The 25042-nt window shown below is 53.4% G+C and carries 19 protein-coding genes; 5 read left to right on the plus strand and 14 right to left on the minus strand.

The window, feature by feature from the left end; genetic code table 11:
• The 8 genes from RY831_RS29440 to RY831_RS29475 all read right to left on the minus strand — a co-directional run bounded on the left by RY831_RS29440 (position 1) and on the right by RY831_RS29475 (position 13086).
• Complete coding sequence (locus RY831_RS29440; protein ID WP_326509898.1) at positions 1-2064, minus strand: patatin-like phospholipase family protein; 2064 nt, start codon at positions 2062-2064, stop codon at positions 1-3.
• On the minus strand, positions 2013-3941 hold the full coding sequence (locus RY831_RS29445; protein WP_326509899.1) for a DUF262 domain-containing protein: 1929 nt from the start codon (positions 3939-3941) through the stop codon (positions 2013-2015). The genes RY831_RS29440 and RY831_RS29445 overlap by 52 nt, the downstream gene beginning before the upstream one ends.
• Before the next feature lie 40 nt (positions 3942-3981).
• Positions 3982-4674, minus strand: a complete 693-nt coding sequence (locus RY831_RS29450; RefSeq protein ID WP_326509900.1) for an HNH endonuclease family protein — start codon at positions 4672-4674, stop codon at positions 3982-3984.
• 41 nt (positions 4675-4715) lie between these two features.
• A complete protein-coding gene (locus RY831_RS29455; RefSeq protein WP_326509901.1) occupies positions 4716-6587 on the minus strand; it encodes an AAA family ATPase in 1872 nt (623 codons plus the stop codon).
• A gap of 1 nt (position 6588) precedes the next feature.
• A complete protein-coding gene (locus RY831_RS29460; protein WP_326509902.1) occupies positions 6589-8379 on the minus strand; it encodes a restriction endonuclease subunit S in 1791 nt (596 codons plus the stop codon).
• On the minus strand, positions 8379-10157 hold the full coding sequence (locus tag RY831_RS29465; RefSeq protein WP_326509903.1) for a class I SAM-dependent DNA methyltransferase: 1779 nt from the start codon (positions 10155-10157) through the stop codon (positions 8379-8381). Before RY831_RS29465 ends, RY831_RS29460 begins: the two co-directional genes overlap by 1 nt.
• A gap of 35 nt (positions 10158-10192) precedes the next feature.
• The gene (gene hsdR / locus RY831_RS29470; RefSeq protein WP_326509916.1) at positions 10193-12631 is read right to left on the minus strand and encodes an EcoAI/FtnUII family type I restriction enzme subunit R; all 2439 of its coding nucleotides are present in this window, start codon (positions 12629-12631) and stop codon (positions 10193-10195) included.
• Between the two features lie 83 nt (positions 12632-12714).
• Positions 12715-13086 carry a hypothetical protein gene (locus tag RY831_RS29475; RefSeq protein WP_326509904.1) on the minus strand — a complete coding sequence of 124 codons (372 nt, stop codon included), beginning with the start codon at positions 13084-13086 and terminating at the stop codon, positions 12715-12717.
• 240 nt (positions 13087-13326) lie between these two features.
• On the opposite strand from RY831_RS29475, the gene RY831_RS29480 reads away from it, so the two are divergent.
• Complete coding sequence (locus RY831_RS29480; protein ID WP_326509905.1) at positions 13327-14244, plus strand: hypothetical protein; 918 nt, start codon at positions 13327-13329, stop codon at positions 14242-14244.
• 280 nt (positions 14245-14524) lie between these two features.
• Positions 14525-14884 (plus strand): helix-turn-helix transcriptional regulator, encoded by a 360-nt coding sequence (locus tag RY831_RS33290; RefSeq protein WP_367576107.1) that lies wholly within the window; start codon positions 14525-14527, stop codon positions 14882-14884.
• A 34-nt stretch (positions 14885-14918) separates the two neighbouring features.
• Here RY831_RS33290 and RY831_RS29485 read toward each other — a convergent pair whose 3' ends face one another.
• Positions 14919-15368, minus strand: coding sequence for a hypothetical protein (locus RY831_RS29485; RefSeq protein WP_326509906.1), 450 nt, complete (start codon positions 15366-15368; stop codon positions 14919-14921).
• Positions 15369-15508: 140 nt separating this feature from the next.
• Between RY831_RS29485 and RY831_RS29490 the strand changes: the two genes are divergently transcribed.
• Both RY831_RS29490 and RY831_RS29495 read left to right on the plus strand, forming a co-directional pair.
• Positions 15509-16912 (plus strand): hypothetical protein, encoded by a 1404-nt coding sequence (locus tag RY831_RS29490; protein ID WP_326509907.1) that lies wholly within the window; start codon positions 15509-15511, stop codon positions 16910-16912.
• 752 nt (positions 16913-17664) lie between these two features.
• The gene (locus RY831_RS29495; RefSeq protein ID WP_326509908.1) at positions 17665-18285 is read left to right on the plus strand and encodes a hypothetical protein; all 621 of its coding nucleotides are present in this window, start codon (positions 17665-17667) and stop codon (positions 18283-18285) included.
• Between the two features lie 210 nt (positions 18286-18495).
• Here RY831_RS29495 and RY831_RS29500 read toward each other — a convergent pair whose 3' ends face one another.
• Both RY831_RS29500 and RY831_RS29505 read right to left on the minus strand, forming a co-directional pair.
• Positions 18496-19152, minus strand: a complete 657-nt coding sequence (locus RY831_RS29500; protein WP_326509909.1) for a hypothetical protein — start codon at positions 19150-19152, stop codon at positions 18496-18498.
• A 273-nt stretch (positions 19153-19425) separates the two neighbouring features.
• Positions 19426-19584, minus strand: coding sequence for a hypothetical protein (locus RY831_RS29505; RefSeq protein ID WP_326509910.1), 159 nt, complete (start codon positions 19582-19584; stop codon positions 19426-19428).
• Positions 19585-19599: 15 nt separating this feature from the next.
• Here RY831_RS29505 and RY831_RS29510 point away from each other — a divergent pair, with 15 nt between their 5' ends.
• Complete coding sequence (locus RY831_RS29510; RefSeq protein ID WP_326509911.1) at positions 19600-20094, plus strand: hypothetical protein; 495 nt, start codon at positions 19600-19602, stop codon at positions 20092-20094.
• Positions 20095-20496: 402 nt separating this feature from the next.
• Here the strand turns inward: RY831_RS29510 and RY831_RS29515 are convergent, their stop codons facing one another.
• From RY831_RS29515 to RY831_RS29525, 3 genes are all read right to left on the minus strand, one after another.
• On the minus strand, positions 20497-21570 hold the full coding sequence (locus RY831_RS29515; protein ID WP_326509912.1) for a hypothetical protein: 1074 nt from the start codon (positions 21568-21570) through the stop codon (positions 20497-20499).
• 775 nt (positions 21571-22345) lie between these two features.
• The gene (locus RY831_RS29520; protein ID WP_326509913.1) at positions 22346-23782 is read right to left on the minus strand and encodes a tyrosine-type recombinase/integrase; all 1437 of its coding nucleotides are present in this window, start codon (positions 23780-23782) and stop codon (positions 22346-22348) included.
• Positions 23783-24081: 299 nt separating this feature from the next.
• Positions 24082-24942: a restriction endonuclease gene (locus RY831_RS29525; protein WP_326509914.1), complete on the minus strand. Its 861-nt coding sequence runs from the start codon at positions 24940-24942 to the stop codon at positions 24082-24084.
• Positions 24943-25042 lie beyond the last annotated feature (100 nt).

Below are 25042 nucleotides of genomic sequence, written 5' to 3' on the forward strand. Positions count from 1 at the left end.
TTATCGGTGCGGGCGACAAGCGCTTTCAATGCGCCGAAATAGTCCATGATCGAAGCCTGGCATGCGAGTCGCCGGATCTTCTTGCCAGTCAATAAGCCTACTCTCTTTCAACGGTACTGTCTTGCTTGGCAACTGCATGGTGACTCCTCGCACGAGTACACACTCGATCTCATGCCGGCCTTGCGTATAAGCCAAGTATGTACGGGTGTTTCCTCTTATGCTCGCTGTTACATCGTTATACTGCTCGAAGACCGGTGGGCAAATTAACGAATTTGACCCATCCGCCAAGACAATGTTGACTGGAGCGTACAGGGAAAGGCTTGTTTCTTCATAGATTTGCACCAGCCTGATCAGTTGCTCATATTTATACGTACGCAGCAATTTATTGGTAAGTCGGCAGTTTTCGAGCGGCAGGCGAGTCCGCTTGACCTCCGCGTTTTTGTACTGGCTAACGCGTTTTCTCAAAGTTTCACAAAGCTCGTCCCAGTCCGCAGCTGCAAGTTTTGGAATTTTGCCCTGCTGAATTGGGTTGCAGTTGTATGTGAAAAGCTTTTCCCTTACAAGATTGATAACTTGCGGATCATTTCGTTCATATAATGTTGCGTTCGGCCCATGCCGCATTGTGTGGTTCATAAGGATGGCGGAACTTGCATGTTCGTCATCTCGTATAAATACATACCCTTGAAGCGGCAAGGTTTCGACCGTCATCACCTCCACTCCAAGACCTGCAAGATTCAACCGTCGAGCTTTCTCTTTTGTAATCTCATCGTCGTTGCCAATAGGGGGTTGTACGAATACGCGAATAGGTACACCTTTAATTCTCCAAAAAAGAACCGATGGAAAAAGTTGCCAGAACCATCGTGTATTGCTCTCAGCAATTACAATCTCCTTTGGAAGCACCTCACTTTGCCTGGCAACAGCAAAGTACACCTCTTCTTCGAAGCGCAAGATTTGAGGAAACGATTGCGTGCTACGCAGCCTTTCCACTTCACTACCCAAGAATTCCTGTGCTGCGTCCTTACCGCTCTTAATTAATAGGCCCAGATTTGTTTCATCCATTTTGTGGAAATCAGTCGCTTTGATCCCTAGAGTTGGAATATCAATACAACTGACGGACTTTTGGATATCGACCTGCAATTCAGTCGCGCCCCCCACAAGCGTTTCGATAATTTGAGCGGCCATCCCTTTCGGCGTCCACTGCATCTCTGCTTCAGGTGCCGCCGTTAATCGATAGGCTAATATACGCTTAGACGATCGCTGTGAAGTGTTGTCGAAAACGAACGCCGGCAGATTACTAAGGATTCCACCGTCAACAAACCGCTTTCCTCCGATCAGCACGGGTTGGAAAAATCCTGGTATGGAGCAAGAGGCACGGACCGCCAGAGAGACACTTTCGTCCGGAGTAGCGGAGCTGCTCCATACATGCGCAGACCTCTCAGCCAAGTTGGTAGCAACCACATAAGTGGGAAGATACAGATCCTTAAATTTGACCGGCTTTGAGCCTCCCGGAAGCAGCTTCTGCAGCTGGCTCTCGACCCAGTCTTGCACGCCCTTAGATGAGTAGCACCCTCCATACCGCAACATCTTAGAGACGGTGCCCAAGGTTCCATTTACCACTCCGCCCGGCGAAATTGCCCATCCTGCCGCGCGCCAAGACATAGAATCAAAACGGCCCGTCGGCTCCGGCGGCACGAGAAGTTTTTGAAAATCCAGTTCTTTGAGTGCCTCCTCTAAGACCTCCGGCGTCGCTCCCGCAGCAATCAGTACCGCCGCAATGGCACCCGCCGACGTTCCTGCCACCTCAGAAAGTCGAATACCGCTTGCATATGTGGCCCCATATGCACCGGCTAATGCAACAGCACGTGCCCCTCCTCCTTGGAACACACCAAAGCAATTCTTAAAAAAAACTGAGTGCACTTCTCCTCCGTCAACAATACTTGAGAAAAATTTTAGTTCGCGCTTACCTAGCTGGGAGGCGTGAGCAACTGCTTTAGATTTAGCGGCCAAGACTACTACGATGCCAAATCCCCCAAAGATTCTGCCATGCCGGGCAATGAAGGCCAAATCTGTACCAGCTGCCTGAAGAAATGAGCTGTGCGCCTCTCAATCGCATCTTCACTCCAAACATCTGCATCTTTTTCATGAAAATACTGAGTCAAATTGAGCTTACTGAACTTCAGCAACTCTGGGCGCTTGACTGCCCAAGCCGAGTTCGACAGTGATGGATTGAGGCTGCCAGTAATTAAAGTCAAATTGCCCACCGTATTGACCAACCGCTCCCGTCGTTGAACGGCTTTTTGCTCCCTAATCGGATCATGTAGACCGGTTTCCGGGTCGATCTTCTCTTTCTCAGAAAGTGGCCAATATTTCTGCCAGGCCTGAGGCATGACATGCTCGATGGTTAGGCCAGCAGGTAATGGCTGAACCTCACTTTTCGATGTGTGCGCAAACGCGTCAAGTGCCTCCAAAACGGCTCGTACCTTATACTGAGCCAGCCTACTGTAGAGTGGTAAGTCGCCAATAGCCGCCTGAAACGACTTGTCGTCTGGGTACCGTGTGCTATCAGCGGCACTCTTACCCATGTACTCGGCGAGCGCTTCTGCAGTAAGTACTCCTTTCTTATCTAGGGCGCGTATCAGATCGACAAAGTATCGGTTGTAATTCTTACCAGTCAGATTACAGACCATACGGCGCATAAGATACGACTCTAGTAGCAGCAAAATTTTGTCAAACTCTTCTGTATTCTCGGGTACCAACTCCGCGTGCGCGTAAAGAAGAAATGGATAAACAGTGGTTGTGTCTACCGCTTCCAATCGCCGCAAGAACGTGGCCAAACGCTTGTGCTTCTCTGGCTCGAAGAAAGTCTTGAAAACTTCAGCGTACCGTGAAAGCTGAGCAATATGCTCTGCCGCTGTCTTCGGCACAATTAGAAGAGAGCCAGTAATCGATTCAGATTGGTTTGCAAAGGCTTTGAATGCATTAAATAGATGCGATGCCTTAACCTCATCACGCGTCATCATGGCAAGGTAATGATTAATGAATACGTCAACGCGAGGGCGCGTGATACGTCCCTGCTTGACCTCACTACGCCACCAAGCCGTCTCGAAGCGTTGCCAATGCTCGACGTATAGCTTCTCGACATTCTCCCCATCGGATACCGCACGTCGGAAGAGAAAATTCTTAATCAGGTCTGCTGGCAGTAGATCTTCGCCTCTTGCATTAAGTGTTTCGAAGATCACCTGTGTTTCGTCGTTTTTGTCCAGATCGATGACGACGACCTGCAGACAATCTTTGACCACGTGCCACAGCGAATCGAAACGATTATCCGTCGTTTTTCCGGACAGCACGTCAGCATCTATATCATCGTCCATCCATCCTCCTATCCAGTCCGACAGCTGAGAATGGAAGAATTTATATCCACCAATGATGTTGTTCGACCCATCGTTTAGCTCAGGGCGTAGCTTCACCGCTTTATCTAGATCCGTCGGAGAGCCGGCCTCATGAACCGCACGAAAGGCGGCTCGGTTACTGTTGGTCGGCCACACCTTGAATACTTCATCGTCATGATCAATTTTGCTACGGCGATTCGCGACCAGATCAGTAAAACGCTCGACGTACTTTGCGCTGCCATGTGCAGCAGCCAAATCACGTGCAGCCATTAGAAAAAACTGTAGTGTGGTGAACCGTTGCTGGCCATCGATGACCTGCCGGCTCTCGATTGATCCCGTCGGGTTCGCAAGCTGCTCTAATACAACAGCACCGAGGAAATGTGGGTGCACCTTCCCGCCGCGAAGATGCTTGTCTAGAAGCGCTTGAATATCTTCCCAAAGCGGCTCCCAATTTGCCTCTTGAGTCCAAACGTAAGGGCGTTGAAACAGCGGCACTTGATAGGTGATAGTCTGATCAAAAATGCGTTCTAGCTTGCGTGTATTAGCTTCCATACCCTCATTTTTCCTTTTTCTTGTCCGGTCTAACTTTTTACTAAGCGACCAGTTTTGAAAGTTCCGGGTCATTGCGCAACAATACGGACCACTTTGCGACTGCCGACAATTCAGCGGTAGGGCGAGTCATTTCGCGAATCTGCTTTGCAGCCTCTTTTGCCTTGTGTCTCGCGACTTCATTCCTACCCTCTCGCGAACGAGCGTCTTCGTACTGGTACTTCCCGATCAACTTCGAGACTTTGTTCCAGATTTTTCGCCGTTCCTCAGCCAATTCGACATGTTCGTTAAGCTTCAGTCGCTTTACCGTTTCAGCGACGCGCTGCTTTTCCCAGTCTGATGCGTTAGCTTTGGCAACAACTTTCCCCTCTTCGTCAAACGTCAAAAGGTTCACATCGTGAATGTCAATTGGGTCAAGGAGGTAGGCTGTTTCCGTGTCCTCACATTGATCAGTGTACGAAGAACACCGGGATTCCTCCTTTAATGGAAACCAGCCGCCCTTCTTGCGGTTGCCAACATTGCCGCAGAGGCGGAAATTCGTATACTCAAAAGCTAACCACCAATACCCATCTCGAACCTTAGAGTCGAGCATCTTGGCTTCCTTCTTTGGACGAAAGTGCTCAACGTCATAGTGCGAATACAGCTCACGCACTTCCGAAAACCAGCACTTACCTCCCGAAAGCGCTAAGAGCCAAGGCTTAAGCTTTCCCCAATGATTGCTATGGGCATCAATCATTGCATTCCGTTCCTCACGCTTGCCAGCCGCGTCCAATCTCGCTAATTCATCGACCAGTCGCTTCGACTCGGCCAGCCAAGCGTCCCACTGCTCCTGTGTCCAAGGCACCCACTTTGGAATGTCTGCATCAGTTGGCAGCCTATTTTCGAGGTCGATCCAAAACACGCGCCATCCTCCTCACGCAAAATTTCGTCGATGATTGAATCGGCGATCCTGTCCTGTTCTGCCTGCTCGTCGGGCGTTAGCACTGGTTTACGGAACTTTCGGTGCTGTACCATCTTTCGCACGAAAAGTGCGTAATCCGGATCACGGAAATCGGCTGTTGAGAACCCGAGGTCAGCTAATTCGGTACTTAAACGGCTAAGCTCGGCGTCTTCTTCTGACGTTCGTGGCGCTTTCACGAAGAGCTCGTTGCGCCGAAACAAACGGCGCTCTGTTTCGATATCCAGCGTGGATGATAGGCCGAATAGCTCGCTCTTGAGCAAACCGGTGACACCCATACCCTGTGGATGCTCATCTGGCACCTCCACAATTGTGCGACCGTCTTCACGGCGCAAAATATGCACCTGCTCCCGCTTCAAGCTGCCGACCATCATCGGGTCATGCGTCGTAATGAGAATCTGGGATTCACCTTGCACCAGTGCGTCATCATCTGAGGTCAGAACGCCTTCAATGTCGTCGAAGTAGCGCAATTTCCAGATCGGATTAAGGTGCGTATCCGGCTCGTCCAAAAGGAACAGGCAATGGTCTTCTCGAGTAATTCGCATCAAGCCTAGCACAGTGAGCATTTGTAGTTCGCCTTCTGAGAGCTGAGTGAAGCTGACTTTGCCACCGTGTTCGTCGCGCTTCCTCACTGTGATCCGCACCTCATCGATCAGATCGCCGATGTAGGCCCCTTCCGCGTAACGGAAGAAGCTGTCGGTGCCGCCCACCAGCTCGCCCAACTGTTTGAGCTTTTCTTGGCTAGCCACATAGAGGTAAAGCTGCTTCTGTTTCTCGCTTCGGCCACGGAAGTCAATTTGCTTGGTGGCCTCTTGTTCAATGGGTGCCCAGGACACTTGCCAGAGCTTGTCGAGAAACTCAGTGACCACATTGCCGCGCGCGTACCAGAAGCGCGGATCGCCCTCGCTCAGCTCCTGTTCGTCAAACTTGCCGCCACGACGCTTTTCGCGTAGACGGTGGGGTTCTTTCAAGACGAACAGCGCGGACTCCAGCGATTCAATGTGCAGGTTCTTGAGCACCTTCTGAAAGACAGGATCATCGGACAGCAAACAGGCCAGCAGCACCAACTGGCTATGGCCACCACGGCAGTAAAACAGACGGCGCAGGCGGTCGTCGCCAGCTTGTTTCAGCCGTGAGTCGCGGCGGCGTTTGGCTTCTACCACGGCTCGAATATCTGCCTCGGTGCCGGTAAATTTTTCTAGCAGCTGTTCGGACAGCACCTCGTCCGTGGTGATTTCCTGGCGCTGGTTAAAACGGCGCTGATGTTCCTGAAAGAGAGCTTCAATACGCTCGTTACGTCCGGAATAGTAGGCGAAGATGTGGGCGGGTAGCAGCTCGCGATTTTTCAGCAAATGGCCCTGCGATTCGGCCTTGTCGTCCACCCAAACATATGGACGCTTCTGCTTGGTGGTATCCGCCTCAATGCGCACGGCGTGGCCGCGAATGCTGTATTCCAGCGTGTAATCGAACGCCGCTTCGCGGTCCAGATCCACATCGCGGAAGATGGTAATAAGCGCTTCAATAAGATTGGACTTGCCAATGCCGTTCTGGCCGATCAGCGCGTGGCTACGGATGAGCTTGGACTTCGCACCCACAGGCGTGCCCGCAGCAGCTTGCAAATGCGTCTCGAAGGTGATGTCGAGATCCCGCAGGTTGCGAAAAGTTGGGATGCGGATGCGTTGCAACTGCATATTAGGCGCTCACCGCATCAGTTTTCTTCTCGCGCACTTCGGCTGGCGCAGGCTCCAGAATCCAGCCGTGGGCCACCTCGGTTTTCACCTGCGCGTAAAAGGCGTCGATCTCACCGCCGAAACGCTGCCACAAATCCTTAGCGCCCATTTCGCCGTTGTGGCGGGCCAGAATGTTAGCTAGTGGGGCTTGAGCCTTGATGTCGGGTGCCATGCCTAAACGCAGCGGCGCGATCAATTCGATTTGCGGGGCTTTCATGGGTTCCTCGTCTTGTTCAATGGCGATGCCGGTGAGGCTGGAAACGGATGCAACGACTAGTCGCTCGGCAAGTTTCTGGGCGTTACGAAGCTGTAGCTCTAAGGAATCGCAGAGACGCAGCAATTCGTCTACGCGCTTAACAATCCGACCTTGCTCTTCGATGCTTGGCAACAAAACTGGCAGTCCAAGCACTTCGTCTCGACCAATGCCTGGAATTGCAATACCAAATTTCTGCTCTTGGAAGCTTCGCTCTGCAGAATCTATGCAAATTGATAGGTAACTCCGATCCAAGTCGCCCAAAGATCGAATGGCCATTAACTGCCTGCTTATCGCCAATTCTTCTAAATCACAGAGTGCATTTTTTCCGACACCGGACCCCTTGACGGTTATGAGGACATCACCAGCCCTTGCAACAGCTCTGCGCTCAGTGGTCCATTTTGTAGGGGACGGTCTGCGATCTTTGAATTCCGCGGGCCCTGTAATGTACGGAATGCCATCCTGGCGAGTGTTGTACTCATCAGGTGAGAGATGCTGACCAGATACCAGCTTCACAATTCGGCCCAATGCAATCCGAACACGTCCATTAGCATAGGTCGGTTCTGGCAACGCGTTAATCTCCCTAATCTCTCTGGCAGAGAACTCCATCTTCTGCTGACGGCTTGCGTGGCCGAGAATTTCTAAAGGATCGCCATCGTCAGTCTCTGGTTCAGACAAAAATCCAGTGGCGGCAAGGTCCAGTATCAAATTACGCAGTTCCGCCACATCCTCCGGCGCATGAAACAACTGCCTGAAGTTGTCAGCCAAACGCGCCCAGGTGGTTTGCAGTTCGTACGGGCTGGTGGCGCTGGCGAGGGCTTGCAAGGTGGACTGGCGCAGGGCGTTTTGCAGCTTGCGGCGGGCCTGCTGCTGCGCTTCCATCTTATCGCACAAGGCCATCAACTCATCGACTTTAGCGACAATAAGTGATTGTTCTTCTAGGCTGGGTAACTCGATCTTCTGGGCCTTAAGGATAGTCTGCGAGATATTTTGTTGTGCAAGGCCTTTACCTTGAGCGAACAAAAAATCTCGATTGGCTCGAATAAAGATAAAAATGTAGCGCGTGAGCGCTACAAGCTCATTGACAATGCAATGTGCGATCGCTTGATTTGTGGTGCAGGCCATACCAGTAATGCCCAGCTTGCCAATTGAGCCGTACATACCAATCAGCAAAGCACCTGGAGGAATTAGTTTTGCAGAGCTGTTCTCAAGTCCCTTTTGCGTGATCGAACCAGATGCGGACATTACAACTCCATCATTCAGATCACCAATAACCAACCACGGTATATCACCATTGTAATAATCGGAATGCGTCCTCGCAGGCGTACCACCACTGCCCCACCTGCCAATTTCACTCAAAACGTAAGGACGCCATGGACTCAGACTCTTGAATAGACGTCCCTGCACAGCAAGCTGCAGGACAAGCATTCTGAGCCTTTCAATTCCTTCCGGCGCATTCGCAATATCTCCAAACTCCGCCAAGAACTGCCGCGCATCCATCAAGCATCCTCACTTACAAAGTGATGGGCGAGCGCGGCGGCCAATTCGCTCTTGAACTGGTTTTCGGTTTCTTCAATTTCGCCTAGCAGCTTTTTGTATTTCTCCAGCAGCAAATCCGGATCGTGCGTCTCTTCTTCTGGCGCGTTGGGGTTTTTGATGTCGAGGTTGAAGATTGGCCAGTAGAGGCGGTCGCCGGTGGCTTGGGCATCACGAGCTTGCAGCCGCAGCGATTCGGCTTTGGCGCGTAACTTGGCAATTTGCAGCTCGATCTTTTCTCGATAAGTGGCATCGGTCGTGCCAACTAGGCCGTTGCGCAGGTCTTTTGCTTCTGCTTCCAGCGCAGCAGCTTGGTTGTTCAGTTCTTCAGCGCGCCGCCAGTGCGGATATGCGGCAGCTTCAGCCTGTTCCCGCTTGGTTTTGAAGTCGACCTTCCAGGCGAACTCATTTTCCACGCGGTCGGCGAAGTCATTGGCCTCAATCCCCCACCAGTCCTGCTCGGGTTTGAATTCCTCTAGGCGGATGGGCTTGGTTTTGGAGTAACTCTTGTAGCCTGCAGGATATGGATGCTCATAGAACCAAATGGTGTCGGTATGGAAGTGTTCGGTGCCATCGTCCACTGCCGTGCCCTTAGTGAAGAACAGCAGGTTGGTCTTGATGGAGGTATAGGGAGCGAATACGCCTTTAGGCAAGCGGATGATGGTGTGCAGCTTGCAATCACGGAGCAGCAATTTTTTCAGTGTGCCTTTGATGCCATCGCCAAATAGAAAACCATCGGGCAGCACCACAGCGGCGCGCCCGTTTTCTTTCAACATCTTTTTGATGATGAGCGCCACGAACATGTCGGCGGTTTCGCGGGTACGCAGATCGGCCGGGTAGTCGCTGCCGACACCATCATCTTCATAGCCACCGAAGGGCGGGTTTGTGATGATGCAATCAACCTTGTCATTAGCGCTCCATTCGTTCCAACCAATGCCTAAGGTGTTTTTGTGCTCAATCTGGCTGGGTACATCTATTCCGTGCAGCAGCATGTTGGTGGTACACAGCAGGTGGGGTAGCTGCTTTTTCTCTATGCCGCGGATCAAGTCTTCAATGGCGCGTTTGTCTTCTGCGCTGGATTTAGTAGTTAGCTGGTTGCGGAAGTGGTCGATAGCAGCTGTCAAGAAACCACCTGTGCCGCAAGCTGGGTCCATGACCGTTTCGCGTTTGTCCAACCGTGGATTGACACGATCCGCCATGAAGGCAGTGATAGCACGTGGCGTATAGAACTCGCCTGCATTGCCTGCACCTCGCAGGTCATTGAGCATTTGCTCGTAGACATCTCCCAGGCTGGCGCGGGTTTTGAAGTCATGGAAGTTGATCGCCTCTTCCAGCTTCTCGATAACGGCCAGCATCTGCGGGCCGGATTTCATATAGTTGTTGGCGTCTTCAAAAACCTGCTTGATAACCTTGTGCTGTGGGCTCTTGCTAGCGTCGATCTGATCTTTGAGCGTTGGAAAGAGTTCGTTGTTGACGAAGCTAATTAGCCCGCTACCGGCGATTTGGGGCTTTTTCTTGCCTTCGGCATCCACCTTATAGGCGGCCCAGTTTCGCCAGCGTAAACGCTCTGGCAAAGGAGATTGGTATTTCGGATTATCGTCTTCCCATTCTTCTTCGCGCTGATCGAATACTTTGAGGAAGAGCATCCAGGTAAGCTGGCCGAGGCGCTGGGCGTCGCCGTCGACGCCATCGTCCTTGCGCATGATGTCCTGAATGGATTTGATGGTGCTGCTTAAATTCATTGTTTGGTTCTCTTATCGTTCGGCTTGATGCGTAATCAAGCCTGCTTTTGTTCAGGTAAGTCGTAAAGGGCTTGTTCGAGCTCGTGTACGGCTTGGGTGTATTGCTCAACGCTGCCAAAGATGCCGCGTCGGATTTGGGTTTTGCTGCCGAATTGATCAAACGGCGGCAACTCCAGTACCTTGGCGTCTTCAATGTCTTGCACACCGTGATCGGCAAACTTGTCGAGCAGGGCTTCTAGCACGGCCCGTGCTTGCTCACCGTACTTGCCGAATACATCACGCTTCTTAACGTTGTTCGCACGCTCACGGCGGGTGAGCGGTTTTTGGTCGAAGGCCACGTGGGCGACCAAATCAAAGGCATCCAGCTCACTACCGTTAGCCACGGCTTGCTGCAGAATTTCCAGCGGCACACCGTGTTCGGCCAGCTCTTCAAGCACGGCTTGTTTACGTTCAGCACTGTTCCAGCGGCGCAAAAAGTCTGTGAGATTGCCGAATTCGGCTTGCAGGGTCTTCTTGATGTCGTCCTTGAGCAAGACGCGATAGTCCTCGGTGATGAGCTTGCCGTCGGCGTTGAGGTATTGCGAGCGTTCCACCGCCACGCGGACGTTAACGTCATCAATCACGTATTTGACACGGCCTTCTCCAATGCCGGAGCCTTCGGTATTGCTGCCGACATTGATTGTCTCGCCACCTGCAGCCTCAAGACCATACGGCGGTGGCTCGGACTCGCCAACGGTGAGCGGGCCGATTGTGTCGGGCGGAACGATGGGGTCGTCCGGCTTTGGATCGTAACTTACCACTGGCTCGCCATCGAAATCAGGGTCAGCAAATAAACGCGTAGCGCCTTTGAAGTCCATGATGGTGAAATAGAGCTTTTGATAATCCTCGCGTAGTCGCGTGCCACGGCCGATGATCTGTTTGAACTCCGTCATCGACTTGATACTTTGGTCGAGCACAATTAGTTTGCACGTCTTGGCATCCACGCCGGTCGTAAGCAGCTTGGAGGTGGTAGCGATGACAGGATAGGGCTCGTCGTTATCTATGAAGTACGACAGCTGGGCCTTGCCCTCGTTGTCGTCGCCGGTAATGCGCATCACATATCGACGATTGTTCGCCGCTGCAGGGATTAACTTTACCAATTCCTGACGCATGCGTTCTGCATGGTCTTGGTCGTCGCAAAAGACAATGGTTTTGGCCATTGGGTCAGTACCCTTGAGGTATTCCCATACTTTGCTCGCGACAAGCTTGGTGCGCTTTTCGAGAACAAGATTTCGGTCGAAGTCCTTGGTATTGTACTGACGCTGCTCGATCGCTTGGCCGAGCTTGTCTACCTTCCCTTTTTCAGGCGTGTAACCAACTGCGTCAACGTCTGTAGCGATGCGAATGACTTTGTATGGCGCCAAGAAACCATCTTCGATGCCTTGCTTAAGCGAGTAGGTGTACACTGGGTCGCCAAAATAGGTAATGTTGCTGATCTCTTTGGTCTCTTTCGGAGTAGCGGTCAGACCCAAATGAGTTGCACTACTAAAGTAGTCAAGCACGTCACGCCATGCGGAATCGTCTGCTGCACTACCACGGTGGCATTCGTCGATCACAATCAGATCGAAGAAATCAGCTGGGAATTGTCGGTAGATCTGCTTCCATTCTTCTTTACCCGTCACTGCTTGGTAGAGCGCAAGGTAAATTTCATAGTTCTTTTTAACCTCGCGATTGGTAACCTTGTGCATTACTTCCCCAAACGGGGCGAAGTCTTGCTGCATGGTCTGGTCCACGAGGATATTGCGGTCGGCCAGAAAGAGGATTCGTTTTTTTGCCTCGGCCTTCCACAGCCTCCAAATAATTTGGAAAGCGGTGTAAGTCTTGCCGGTGCCCGTAGCCATAACCAGCAATACACGCTGCTGCCCCTTCGCGACGGCTTCAATGGCACGATTAATTGCCACGCGCTGGTAGTAACGTGGCTCTCGACCACTTCCGTCGGTATAGAACGGCTGTTCGACGAGCTTGACGGCCTCTGGCTTTGCTAAGCCTTTCGACTGCTGATAGAGCGGCCAAAGATCATTGAGTGAAGGGAATTCAGTTAGTGTAAGTTCACGTTCAACTGGCTGCGTTAAACCTGTTCTATCGTGGAGGAGGAACCCCTCTCCGTTGCTGCTCACCGCAAAGGGGGCATCCAACATTTCGGCATAGACCAAGGCCTGTTGCATGCCGTGCCCTACGGAGAACTTTGCCTGTTTAGCCTCGATGACGGCAATAGGCACATTTGGTCTGGCATAAAGCACATAGTCAGCCCGCTTTGGTCCACCTTTGGCATCACGATTAAGGATACGCGCTGCGAGTTTGCCACGCACCATCACACGGCCGTCCGTTAAATTAACTTCCTCCCGAAATTCATGCTGTTGCCAACCTGCGCCTTGGATGGCTGGCGTGATGAATTTTGTGCAGATATCTCGCTCAGTGAGCTCTTTTTTATCTATCACTGCAAATTACTCCCTCGCGCCGCCATTCAATTTGAACTAATAAAATATCAATTCACTCTTATACGTCTTGCAATTCGTTTTCAGCCTTTATTCTGCACTTCTGCGTCAGCTCCAATTTCTAAACTGTGCTGTTCTGCATAGGCGAGGATGAGTATCTCCATCATTGAAGCAATAGAACGATGCTCGCGCTCAGCCGCGATCCGTAACAACTGTTTGACATGTGAAGAGGTACGGATGGACAACGTTTCGTCCTTAAGGCGCTTCATGATGTGATCCTCAGGTTTGTGCTGCAAATGTACTGCGTTTCTTAATTTTTTTCTACCAGAAATTGCTATTCTTTCGAAAATATTGGCAATACAGAAACTGAGAGGAACAATTGCTGCCAAAAGGCTGAAAGTTAATTGTTGATTGGGCAACTTGATTCCACCAGAATAGAAGCTGGGAGTAGACATAAAGCAGCCAGCTGCACAGTAACTAGCCCTTCCAGCATCGACCAAATATGCTGGTCCCTGGGTCTAATTCACGCCTCCGATGTAGTCATCCCACTTCACATCAATAGGTGCGTCAGCCAGGAATTGTTATGCCAGCAACCGCTCTAAAACCGATGAACCTCCTATCCTACCGATCACATGGCCGTTGCTTGGTGTCGAATGCCGACGTTGCATCTGCTATCCCACTACGCCGAGAACATCATGTCCGAACAGAATCCCTGGCTGATGACCCCACAAGAAGAAGCTGCCTGGCTAGCACGCATCCGGCAAGAAAATGACACCCCGGAAAGCCGGCAGCGCGACGCCAACCGCAAAAAGATGGCAGCGCTGCTGATGAACATGCTGCTGCCATTGATCCCCGCCGAAGCACCCGCCGTCACGTCTCCTCCCTCCGCAAGAAAGGCCCCCGCCCATGATGCACTCGCCGAACTCGCCGGCGACGTGCGTGGACAGGACCGACTGCTGCATGCACTGAACCGCTACGCCTGCGCATCGGGCGAGGCATCACTGGGCGTGTACCACCGCGTACTGATCCAGCAATTGGCCTTCGCTGCCCGAAAGCTGCACAAGCTGGGCGCCACGCTTTACCTGCTGCAACAGTTGTATGACCGCCGACTGCATCCCGAACCTGGCATCAGCAAGGCCCAAACCTTATTTGCCATTGCGCCCTTGCACGAGGACGATCCATTGCTGGAAAGGGAAGCCCCCGATAAAATCACCGCGGTGTGGCGCCGGTACTCCTGTGTCGCCAGCAACTGGGCGGCATTCGTGGTCCTGACAAAATCACCGCTGGATTACCAGCCCGAGCTGCTCCATGATTTCCTGCAAGCGGACCCTGTCGAGGCCGAACGGCTGACCGAGCAGTTCGCTGCGTTTCGCCACCGGTTTCGTCCGGTGCGCACCCATATGGGCAAGAGCCCCACTTCCTACATCAAGCGCGGCCTCGGCAAACTTCCGCCGCCCACCCAACACGACCCGCTCTATACCGAACCGGCGTTGGACATTCCCAACCTGCTGGCGGACTATCAATGGCAGGCGTTGCACCAGTACTCCTCGACGCCCAATGCAGTGGCGAAAATCCGCGCCAAGAAAGAGCGCGCTCAGTCACCCTCCCCCTGACGTTCTTGCCCGCACGACATTGTCTTAATCAAGCAACAAGTGACGTGTGTTGATCATTGTGCCGGCGATAGGCGTGGTTACCCAGCCCTGCTGACGTCTGATTGAGTCATCGTGGTTTAACGCGGCAACAACACGGTGCATTACTTCAACAAGTATCACCCGTACCGACCTCTTTGCCTACCTTGTCACGCCAGTGACTCCTGCTTTGCACGCGGCGGGAGTGGCTGCGCAAGCGCGCCTTGCCTACCATCTCCGTTCCCCTACACACCAGGAGATGCCAATGCCGTCTAATCATTCTATCCATTGCGCAACAGCGCCACCGACCTTATCCGCCTTACCCGATGTGTCACTGCCAGCCGAGGTGCACGCCATTATTCGCAAAGCCTGGGCCGCCCAGCACGATTACGTACTACGTCTGCCCGAACTCACCAGGACCTGTGGCCGTGCATCATCTACCGTCTGGCAAGACATCAAGCAGCGGCGATTCCCGCCGCCGTTTCCACTGGGGGCTCGCGCTGTCGGTTGGAAAGCCTCTGAAGTCCGTGCCTGGCTCGAGGTACGGGCTTTCGCAGCCCGCTCGAGCCAAAAAGTAGACATGCAGGCGTTCGTGACCTTGCTGACCAGCATGCCCAGTCCATGACCGTGCGGCTTGCCTTGCGCCTGCATTCCCTTTTTTATTCACCATGAGAAAGAAATCCATGGCTACTCACCAGACAGACCGCCCTGCCCCACCACAGGAAGTCCAAACCGTGCTCTTTGACGCGTACGGATTTATCCCCTTTGATGCGCGCCGCGATGCGCAGCCGGTCGCCGGACAGCGGCATACCTTCGCGGTCGCCGGCATGCACCTGCAGCTGTTGCCGCCGCCACGCAACCTCGAATGGGCGCTGCTCGCCACCCTCGACGCCTTGCGCGCCCTGTATCTGCATCGCCCCGCCTGGGTATCGCAAGGTCATGGTCAGATAGCTCCCTTCGCCCTGACCACCAAGCGGTGTCCATCCTGCCGCGTCACCTTCCGCCAGCTGCCCGGAAACGGCCTGATAGAGGCCCGCTATGATCGGGCGAGCCACCGGTTGGACCTCGCCCTCCCGCATCCCAGAGATTGGCCGGCGCACGGGTTGCATTGGCTCGGTACGTACGTCAAATGCTGTGCGCGGCACGCGCATCATCCTGCCCCTTGGCTCGGTCCCGCCTGCGGCTGTGCGCAAAACAGCGCGCATCAACATATTGCCGTATCACCACAATACACACGTTTTTTGCAAGTATGATTGACTTAATTATCCTCACCGGAGTCGTCGGCAGTCCGCAGGAGCACCATTGGAAGCGATTGGCGCACGTTTCGTTCTCCCGACATATGACATCAAAATGCAAGCCGACCATCACCTACATTGATAGCCCGCTCACTGGTGCACAAATGGAGGTGAAATACCGGGTGGGCTCGATGGCCGGCAGACCGACCGGGGTCGTGCAGATCATGTTGCCGTTGGCCTCGGCCACCGTGGGACAGAATTATGTTCACGCCGGCTTGAGCGCAGTCGACGCTGAACTCCGATGCGCGACCCTGCTCTGCCGTTTGCTGTTGACTACGCTGGGCTTTGAAGAGAATGAGGTCCAGTCATTCTTCCACACCGCAGAAGCCGACCTGATTGAGCTGACCTGGCACACCGCGACCAGCAGCCCACGTGCGGCCCTGAACTTGCTAAAACGAACCATGCAGGTATTTGACGCATTGCGCCAGGTGAAGCGTCGCCATGATGTACAGATCCGGGACGTGGACGTGAGAATACGCAATGGGATTCCTGGCTTGCTGGTGGCTTTCAAGGGTGACGACGAATTTCGTCAATACTACAAATTCCATCAAGCCGTCTCGAAATCCAGGCAGGCCAGAAAACGCTATCTGCTTTCATCGAAACTCGCCGCGCATGGCAAGGAAGTCATGCGGGAAATCGAAACCCATGTACGCAACGAATGCCGCGTGCAGCGCCAAACCTTGAAAGGGCTCGGCGCACTCAAACTGGACTCTTGGAATGCCGAAGTATTCAGAAAAGCCATTGACCTCATATGGGAAAAGGCGGGGTTTTGCCAGGAATCGGAATCCCGTGCGCACAAACCGCAGCCACGCGCGCAACTAAGCCTGCAAGCGCATGCGACCTGGTTGCGCTACCAGGCTGGCGAACCGGTTGACAAGGAATTGTCACCGTCCACATTCACGCGTCACCGGCAATCCATCCTTGAAGCGAAGGAAGTGGACATTGCCATGCGTGGCAAACGTACGCGAATCCAGCCTAAGTCGTTAGGATCTCAGCTGCAATATGAGCGACGTTGGAAGCCCAAAGGGCAGTTTGCGGCGTTGACGCTCTGTGAGGATACCGCGCCTGCCATCATTGAAGATTTGAACCGCGGACTCGCCTACATTACCTCGGGGGAGATTCCCGCATTTGCTGCGGAAGTCGAACGTGACGCGTGGCTGACGCGCTGGCGGGCTTATGCCGAACGCGAATGGCTCTGCCAGCCGACGTATGCAGTTGCAGACCACGACACCACTGGCAACAGGAGGAGACCGCCCAAAGCAAAACCGAGAGGTGCTCGTGGGGTTGGATCGGTACCCGTCGATCCCGATGCCGTGGATGAACTGATTTATGTGGAAGGAAAGCCGCTGGTCATTTGATGCACGCACGTGCCCTTTGACATATTGGAGAAAGTCGGGCGGGCGCCGCGGCATACATTGCTAGCTACAGCCGTTTAAAAACGCTCCCGCATACCGTGGCTTTGCAATGCGTTCAACTAACCTATACCTACATGATCAGCGCAATGAATGGGCCTGCTCGCACACGCCCCGCGCAGGGACTAAGGTGACTGGTGAGCGATGGCGACTGCCGTGGTTCACCTATTGGCTGCTCTGTGGGCAGCGCATCCGATGGCCGTTTCGCGTAACCAGCGTGCACTATGCACCCAGCACGGCAATACACAGGTTTTTTGCAGCCATGACTACCTGTTGACCGTCAAAGGAGCTGCCGGGACCGTTCAGCCACGCCGTATCAATCGTCCCGCCCCTATGGTGCGCACGTGATTTTCGACCACAAATCCAAGCGGACGATCACGCTCATGGCCAGCGCAGAAGTGGCGATGACATACTGGATGCATGCAATGGCCGGCACGCCCACGGTAATCGACGGGGTGTTGCTCCCGCTGGCGGCTGCGGCCATCCGTCAAACCGATATCCACGCAGGACCGGACGCAATCGACCATGACGGCGTGTGCAGCCTGGCTGCGCGACTGAGGATGTTAGTCACTATCCGTTTTCAAAGCCGTCCATGCATCCGCTCATGGACAGCACCACGAAACCATGTCCCGTGTTGCGCTATGTAACGATGTAAATACACAGTGACAACGTTGCCTATATTCTTTGAAATCAACACTATGCAAACAAAGCAACCAAGCTCACGGCTTTTAACAACATTTGTGACGCCTGCATCCTGGCTACAGTCGGTGCACCCTGTCATCACGGAAGCCGCTGCTGCCTTTGCCTGTCTGGCCAGCCATTGCGCGACCGTCAAGGATTTTGATGACTATGAGGATCTGGCACACCGAGATGATATTCAAGCAGTGCAGTACTGCACCATGCGCGGTCGTCCCGCCACGCATTATAAGAAAGCCTACCTGGCACTGCTGTGGGATAACCTTGAGCGCATGAGGGACGGCTTGTTCGATCTGTCGGTTGAAGAGATTTTAGTTATGCTGCACAGCGTATTAGCCGACATGCCGGTAATGGATGCGATACAAAACCAGTCCATTCCGATGTTTCTATCCAGCCGTGTGCCGCGGGCTGAGTGGCAAACATGGGGGATTCGAGCCGAGGTCATGTTTGGCATCCTGTTCGAGTTGGATGCCCATATGATAGGTACGGACAAGGCCACAGTGCCCGTCATTGATCGCAACGGCCTGTATCGGACAGACTGTCATGTGTATTGGCCGGGCTGGTTGCTAGGATTTGCCTTCGAGCTGGAAAAGCGCGCACGAGCCGAGGAGGCTGCGCCATGAACCGCCAGGATCACGTAAGGAACTGTTTCGCGCGCATGCTGTGATTCTTCGCCGCACTCATCGGCTCAGGTAGGCATGTTCCGACTAACTGAGTAATCGGATGATCGGTATATGACCCGCGTTGGCAAGCAATGCTGGTCGCCACGCAGGGGACCGGCGGCTAGCGCCCTGCCCGCATTCTGCTTATCGAGTAGCGATGCCGCCACCAACTTAGAACTTGAGTCGTTTTGCGTCCGTCTCCTTCAGGGTCTGCTGCTGCTTGGCCTGATCATTCGCCATCAACACATTGAATTCCTTGGATACGACCGTGATTTTCGCTTTGGGATAAAACCCGGGTGCGCGCGTATCGTACCGAATGGTGCCCCATTCTTGATTCCATAGTGCCGCGTAATGGTGCGGCACAAAACGGTTTTTAGGAGCAGGATGCTGGACTTGTTTATCTTCCTTACCGAAGCGGTCCGCAATCATTTTATGCGCCGTTTCCAGTTTGGATCTGAGTTCAGGCGAATCCAGGTCTGTTGTCCATGGCAACTCAAATTCCATGGCCAGGATCCTGCGGTCATCGAGCATATAAAGCTTTGTGGCAATAGTCCCATCTACCCACTTGGGCACTTTATCCGGCTGGATGGCAAAGTCTTTCCGGTAGAGCGTGCGGTCCATGACCTTGCCGTGTACCGCTATCTCCCCCTTGTCCCAACAGCTCTGAAGCGGGACGTTGTGACACCGTTCCGTAGACCACTGGCCGCCTAAAGGAAAGCCAAAGAATGTGGTCTTCGCATCCTCCGCATAGACGGCCGGCACGGCAAACAAGGAAGCAACCACCAATCCCCTACGCACTTTGGATATCAGTTTGAAAAATATTCGCATCGTGTCCGCTGGCGGCCTCATTATGTGCACCATCCTATCAAGTTTCTCGTCACCTCCTTTGACGCAGATTAGGTCAGTTCGCAATAATGGCAGACAAGGCCTCCACAAGAAAAAACTCAGACATTAAGCCAACACCGAGCATGCGTTTAGCCCAATTCCCGCACGCGAGTTACGGAAGCTGTGCGCTGTACGCCAAAGTTATTTAGTCATTTTCTTCATACGCGTTCCTGGTAAACTATAGTTATCAAGTTCGCAATTCTCGCCAATGGCGCCTCAGCCGGCCAGCAGCGAATTTGACCACGGCGCTGTTCCAATACCTGCAAGAGAAAGGCGCTCCTGATGCACCGTTGAGCGCCAGTCTGTAGCTCTCTTTGCTTTTTCCCAGACGAATCCATTGCCCTGCCGGGCAGGCATTGTTGCGCGTTTTTTCAATTTAGGAGTTTACTCATGGCCTCTACACCATCTTCACCTAGTATGAATCACCAAGCTATCCAACCGGCATTCGTGCGTGTTAGTCAACGTTCTGAATGGGATGACGCCTTCGCCTGTATCGCAACCATTACCGGCAAGTCGCTCGACGACGTGTATGCCGTCGCGACCGACAAGTTAAAGTTTCCAAAGCATCCGCCCAGGTGGATTACGGAATCGATGATCAATCGGCTTCTGGCCCATTGCGGCTACAGCAGCACGGTGTATAAACCGGTCGCCAAGCTTGCCGACATTCCGGATGTGGCAATCATCCTTGTCGAGTGGTCCAACGACATGGACGTGGGCCGCCATGCGGTATTCGTTAGGGATCGACGAACCGCTAAGAAGCCGCAGGAATATGTGCTTGATCCAGCCTACTGGATCGAGCCGCGGCTGCATGTACGCATTGACATCAAGAACCTGGCACCGGCCTGGTACATCGGCGTGGTACCTATGAACCACGCACTGACTTGAGATCGACCTGAGCCGGCAGACCTACGTGCCGCCTTCCTACACTGCGCCGCAGTGTAGGCGAGTGACAGCCGCTACGCCGCTTCCTCAGACGATTTGGTGCGCGATGTGCAGTCGGGTCACTAAGGCAGCGAGATTGGCACCAGAAACGGCCTAGCCGCGAATATGAGCGGCGATGTACCCAGCGCCGCTGTACCGGTAACCCGCTCAACACTTCGGTATATGGAGAACAAACATCAAAATCAGTAATGCTGCTATTCCCAATGTTCACTCCTTGGGAATAGGCGAGAGAGAGGATGGCAACCTGGACTAACCAGTGATTTTGGAAAAGCCGATATCGAAAACTTGAGGTATCTATTGCTAACCAGCATGCGGCGCATCTAGGTCGCGCGAGTGATTAACGGTTTAGACAAAAGACTCAGGCGAAGGCTCATAAGTTACTTTTCCTCCACCATACTTTGTCAACAACGCATCAACTGCATCAAGTGCTCTTGGGCCTCCCCATTGGTTGGACAATGCGTAAGTTTTTCCGCCGATTCGGATCAACTCATCGTCTGATCGAAAGAAACGTCGGGGGTCGAAGGCGCGACCTTCACGGATAGATCTTTCTGATACTGAGGCAGCGAAATCCTCTGAACTCATTTCTCCATCTGCTTCACGCCATAGGCGATCGTAACGGGATTCAATGATGCTAGCGATAGCCTCGGGCGTTGCACCTTGATCGATGGAATATTGCACAACCCGGAAGACAAGCTCTCTCTTTGGTAGTTTTGAGTAGAATTTTCCATCAATGCGAAGATCGTATCGAGTAAAGTCTCGGGCGGCATCAGTTCTGGAGCGTTCCTCTCGCACCTTTTGTCGCAACTGGACTTGATAGTCCTCGGCTTCAGGCAATGGGACGACTTGTTGCACATCCAGTACGACATCCGATCCGAACCGATAAGGCCGAATACGAACGCACCGGATATCTAGATCCCGTTGGTTTAGCCATAGCACGGAAGTTGTCAGCTCTTTGGAGAAGCCTGCGGATGCAAGCACGATGCGCACGTCCTGTGCAAAGTTGTTTTCATCAGGCGAGGGCCAACCGAGGAAGTCCAGGATATTTGTTCGGGCATCAATGTGTCCTCCATGCTGCGCCAAGAAGCGAGCGTGGGCGTCAACCGCTTCGTGAAACGTCATCGTCGATACCATTGCGGCATATCGAAGTGCTTGTAGCTCCATGTGGCCACCACCTTCATCGCGCTTTAATTCGACCACAACAAGATTCGCATCACGGTCGAGAGCCAGTAGGTCGATTCTCCGTTTACTGTCTTCCCAATGGCTGAACTCCTCAGCAAGGAGCAGGCAATCTCCAGCAATGGCTTCAATGTTATTGCGCAGAAGACGCTGAAGGTCGGTCCTTTCCTTAATACCCAATTCGGAAAACGTCGCAGACTGAAGTGCCTCGAGATTGTCTGGTCCTAGTCGGTATAGTGGCATAGCACAGTCCAAAGAAAATTAGCCGGCAGAGATTTTCCAACCCAGTCGGCCGGCTGCCGCTTCGGCCATGTATGAGATACCCTAGTACCGACAGGGCAGATGCGCACCGAAATAGCGCAGCTTTCTGCCTCACATAAAACCCGCGACAAATGCTTTCCCAGCACCTGCTGAGCCTACCACTTCTCGTCAGCGTAATCGTGATGTAGATAGTGCCGTCTCACTTTGTTTCCCGACAAAACATGGTTCTGACAACGATCGATGATGTTGCATTGCATGCGTAGCGCCTGCCTTACCGTCGCGTCCATGCGTCAGAGGTCACGGGGAGACCAAGCACCGGTCTTACTGATGGATCGCTGTAGAAGGTGCCATACTAGACAACACGAAGTACGAGGCCAGCTGTTTAACGTGACCGACCCTGTGTTCGGGGACCTCTCTGGAGCGTCTGAAAAATCGGGTGCTCGTCCTGGCTCGCCTACTAGGTAATCTGCAACCTAACCCGTTATGAAACTGGTGCGTTTGTGTCTGCGAGCGTGTCCGACATAAAGTACCAGACAGTGTCGATTGCCCAGCAAGAGAAACACATTAAAATCAATGTGTTCCTGGCGCTGTCGCCAAGATGAAGGCAAAAAAGATGAATCTGCCACCACTGCACCGACGCCGTATAGGTAGTACAACTCAAGCCTTACAGCGATGATGTTGCAAACGCACTGCAAAGCGTCGACATGCCGATTGAAAACGACTTTCCGTACTGATTTGGTTAGTGAGCTTGGACTCCCTACGGGAGCGGCGCGAAGCTATCACTCGTTTCCAGAATCTGTGACAGCTTGCTGCCCAATCGCTGCCACGCTTGGCGCTTCTCATTTGCATAATCATGGTGCAAATAATGCCGCCGTACCTTACTGCCTTCCAATACATGGTTCTGACAGCGGTCGATGACCTCAAGTGGCACGCCGAGCTCCTGCATCATAGTCGCCCCGGTGCGCCGCAGGTCATGCGGTGTCCAGGCACCGTTTAGTCCCTGCCCCAGCACGAGTATGTTATCGTGCCGCCGATTTTGCATCGGCTTGCGGGGGCCACCATCCTTTCCCTTCTTAAACATCGCCTGCCGGTCTCCGACTTGCTTGCTGATCGACTTCACATCGACATGCCCCTCCCGGTTCCGCGACCGGAAGCACCACTCGGTGTGCCCGGTGACTCCATGTAGTCGGTGAAATTGGTCCAGGGCGAAGTCCGACAGGTGTACGGTGAAGTGTTCTCGGCCACCCTTCACGTTCTCCTTTGGGATGAACCAGGTGCGCGCGTCAAAGTCCACATGATCCCAGCGCGCCATTGACAGCTCTCCGACCCGGCACAACGTCGACAGCATGATCCAAAGCGCCCGCTGCACCGGATGATCGATTGGCTGCACAGCAACGCGCTTATTCGGCGCACATGCATAGGCCTCTTGCATGCGTTCGAAAATGCCATGCAACTCACGGATCTCGTCGGCGGACAGGATGCGGTCGCGCCGGTTTTGCAGGTCGTACTCTGGGCTGACGATCTTGTCGATCTCGATCAAGTCCACCGGATTACCCTCGGCCAGCAGCTTGCGCCACGGCTGCCGCTTCTCGGCCCAGGCAAACATCTGGGTCAAATTGTTGCGCAGGACAACTGCCGCACGATTGACACCGCGACTGACCATTGTCCGTAGCACGTTACGCACATCGTGTTCAGTCAGCTGCTGAACCGGGATATTACCAATCGTCGGCAAGACATCGGCGTTGAACGAGCGCTGCAATTCAGCATTGCCGTCCTTGCGGCGCACGCCATCTCTGGTCCACACGTCGAACAGGTCACGCACCGACAGATTTTCTCTGCGTTGCGCTTCAGCTTGTTTGGCCAGGCGTTCCATCTCAGCCTGCCGTTGCCGCTCTTGCGCCAGGCGCTCTTGTTCCATTTGAACCGGATAGTCAAAGCCTTGCCGGGCAAGCGCGCGGATGCGGGCAGCCTCTTCGCGCGCATCCTGCAGGGACGCGAAGCCGGCGCCGCCAGTATCACGATACGGCTTGGGCAGCCGGTATTGGCGCTCCGTGCCCTTGACCATGTACCGTACCAGCCAGGTCTTATTACCGTCCGTGGCAACGCGCAGCTGCAGCCCGTCCCCGTCCATCAGTTTGTACGCCTTGTCTCTGGGCTTGGCGTTTTCGATTGCCCGTACTGTGAGTTTACCCATATCCCTCGTTCCGTGTCCGAACCGTGTCCGAAAAAGCGCTGGGTTCCAGTGTATGCGGTTGGAGGTCGCTGGACAATAAAAATCATTTAAGTGATTGATTGTTATAGCAATAGTGGATTGTAACGGACGGTACGGGACCGTATTGTATGTTGTATTAAGGAGATGGGGTGCAAGGGGTCGGAGGTTCGAATCCTCTCGCCCCGACCAATAGAATCAAAGACTTACGGAAAGCCGCCTTGTGCGGCTTTTTTGTTTTCCGAAAGTAGTCGCCATAGCCGCTGTCCATCAGTTACATCCTTTTAGGCAAATGGACGAATGCCCTTGCACGACGGATATGCAACGCGCCCCCAGAAAGATTGACCAGCATGTGCACCTCTCTTTGCAGACCGCTGCACCATCGTTTCAGCGCAATGCGGACGCGATGGCGCAGTTAACTTTGTTTTCATGGGGGTCTTGACGTTGACATCTGTTTTAACGGCGGCTGTGCGATTAGACTTGGCATGCTCTATCAGCTTCATCAAAGCTGGCCCGTCTACCAGCTTCAAATTCCGTCCCAGTGCAAACTGGCTTGCCGCATCGGTAAACCTTCCTGAAGTCACCACGAAACCGCCAGTTGCACCGTGCGCCGCCATCACGCCATACATTTCGCGCACGACTTCGACGCCGACTTTGTAGGCTTTCCACTGCTTGCATTGCACATAGAATTTTTCATTGTCTTTGCGCAGCACCAAATCAACGCCACCATCCGCGCCATTACCGCCGGTTTCAACAACCTGATATCCCTGCAGCCGAAATGCTTCGCCGACGAGCATTTCGAATTCACGCCATGTCATCCCTTCCAGCACATTGACGGCACTGCTCGCCGACACATCGGCGATTAAATTACTGCGCTGATTTCGCTTGAATGCAGAGATGGCTGCGCCGATTAGACAAAGCGTTGGCAAGATAAACTGCCCGTAGTACGCAAGAGTTTGCTTAAAGATTCCCGACACCATTTGGCCGATCTGTCCTGGTTGCGTTTGCATCATCGGCACTGGTGCTGCTAGCCGACGCAGCACCAAATAGCTTACGATTGCGAGCGCCACCCCGCCCCACCAAGGAAGCATGGAAATCAGATCAAGCAAATCTTCCGCTGGACTGGATTTTCGTTTACGTCCCATCGTGTCTCCCTAACTTGTTTTTCTAGAACGTGTTATGAACTAAGACCGAAGGTGTTGAGTGTCTTAGTCAGCATGAGGCAGACGAAGGCTACGAAGTGCA

It is taken from the genome of Noviherbaspirillum album (assembly GCF_035916955.1).
In the GTDB taxonomy this organism is placed as follows: domain Bacteria; phylum Pseudomonadota; class Gammaproteobacteria; order Burkholderiales; family Burkholderiaceae_D; genus Noviherbaspirillum; species Noviherbaspirillum album.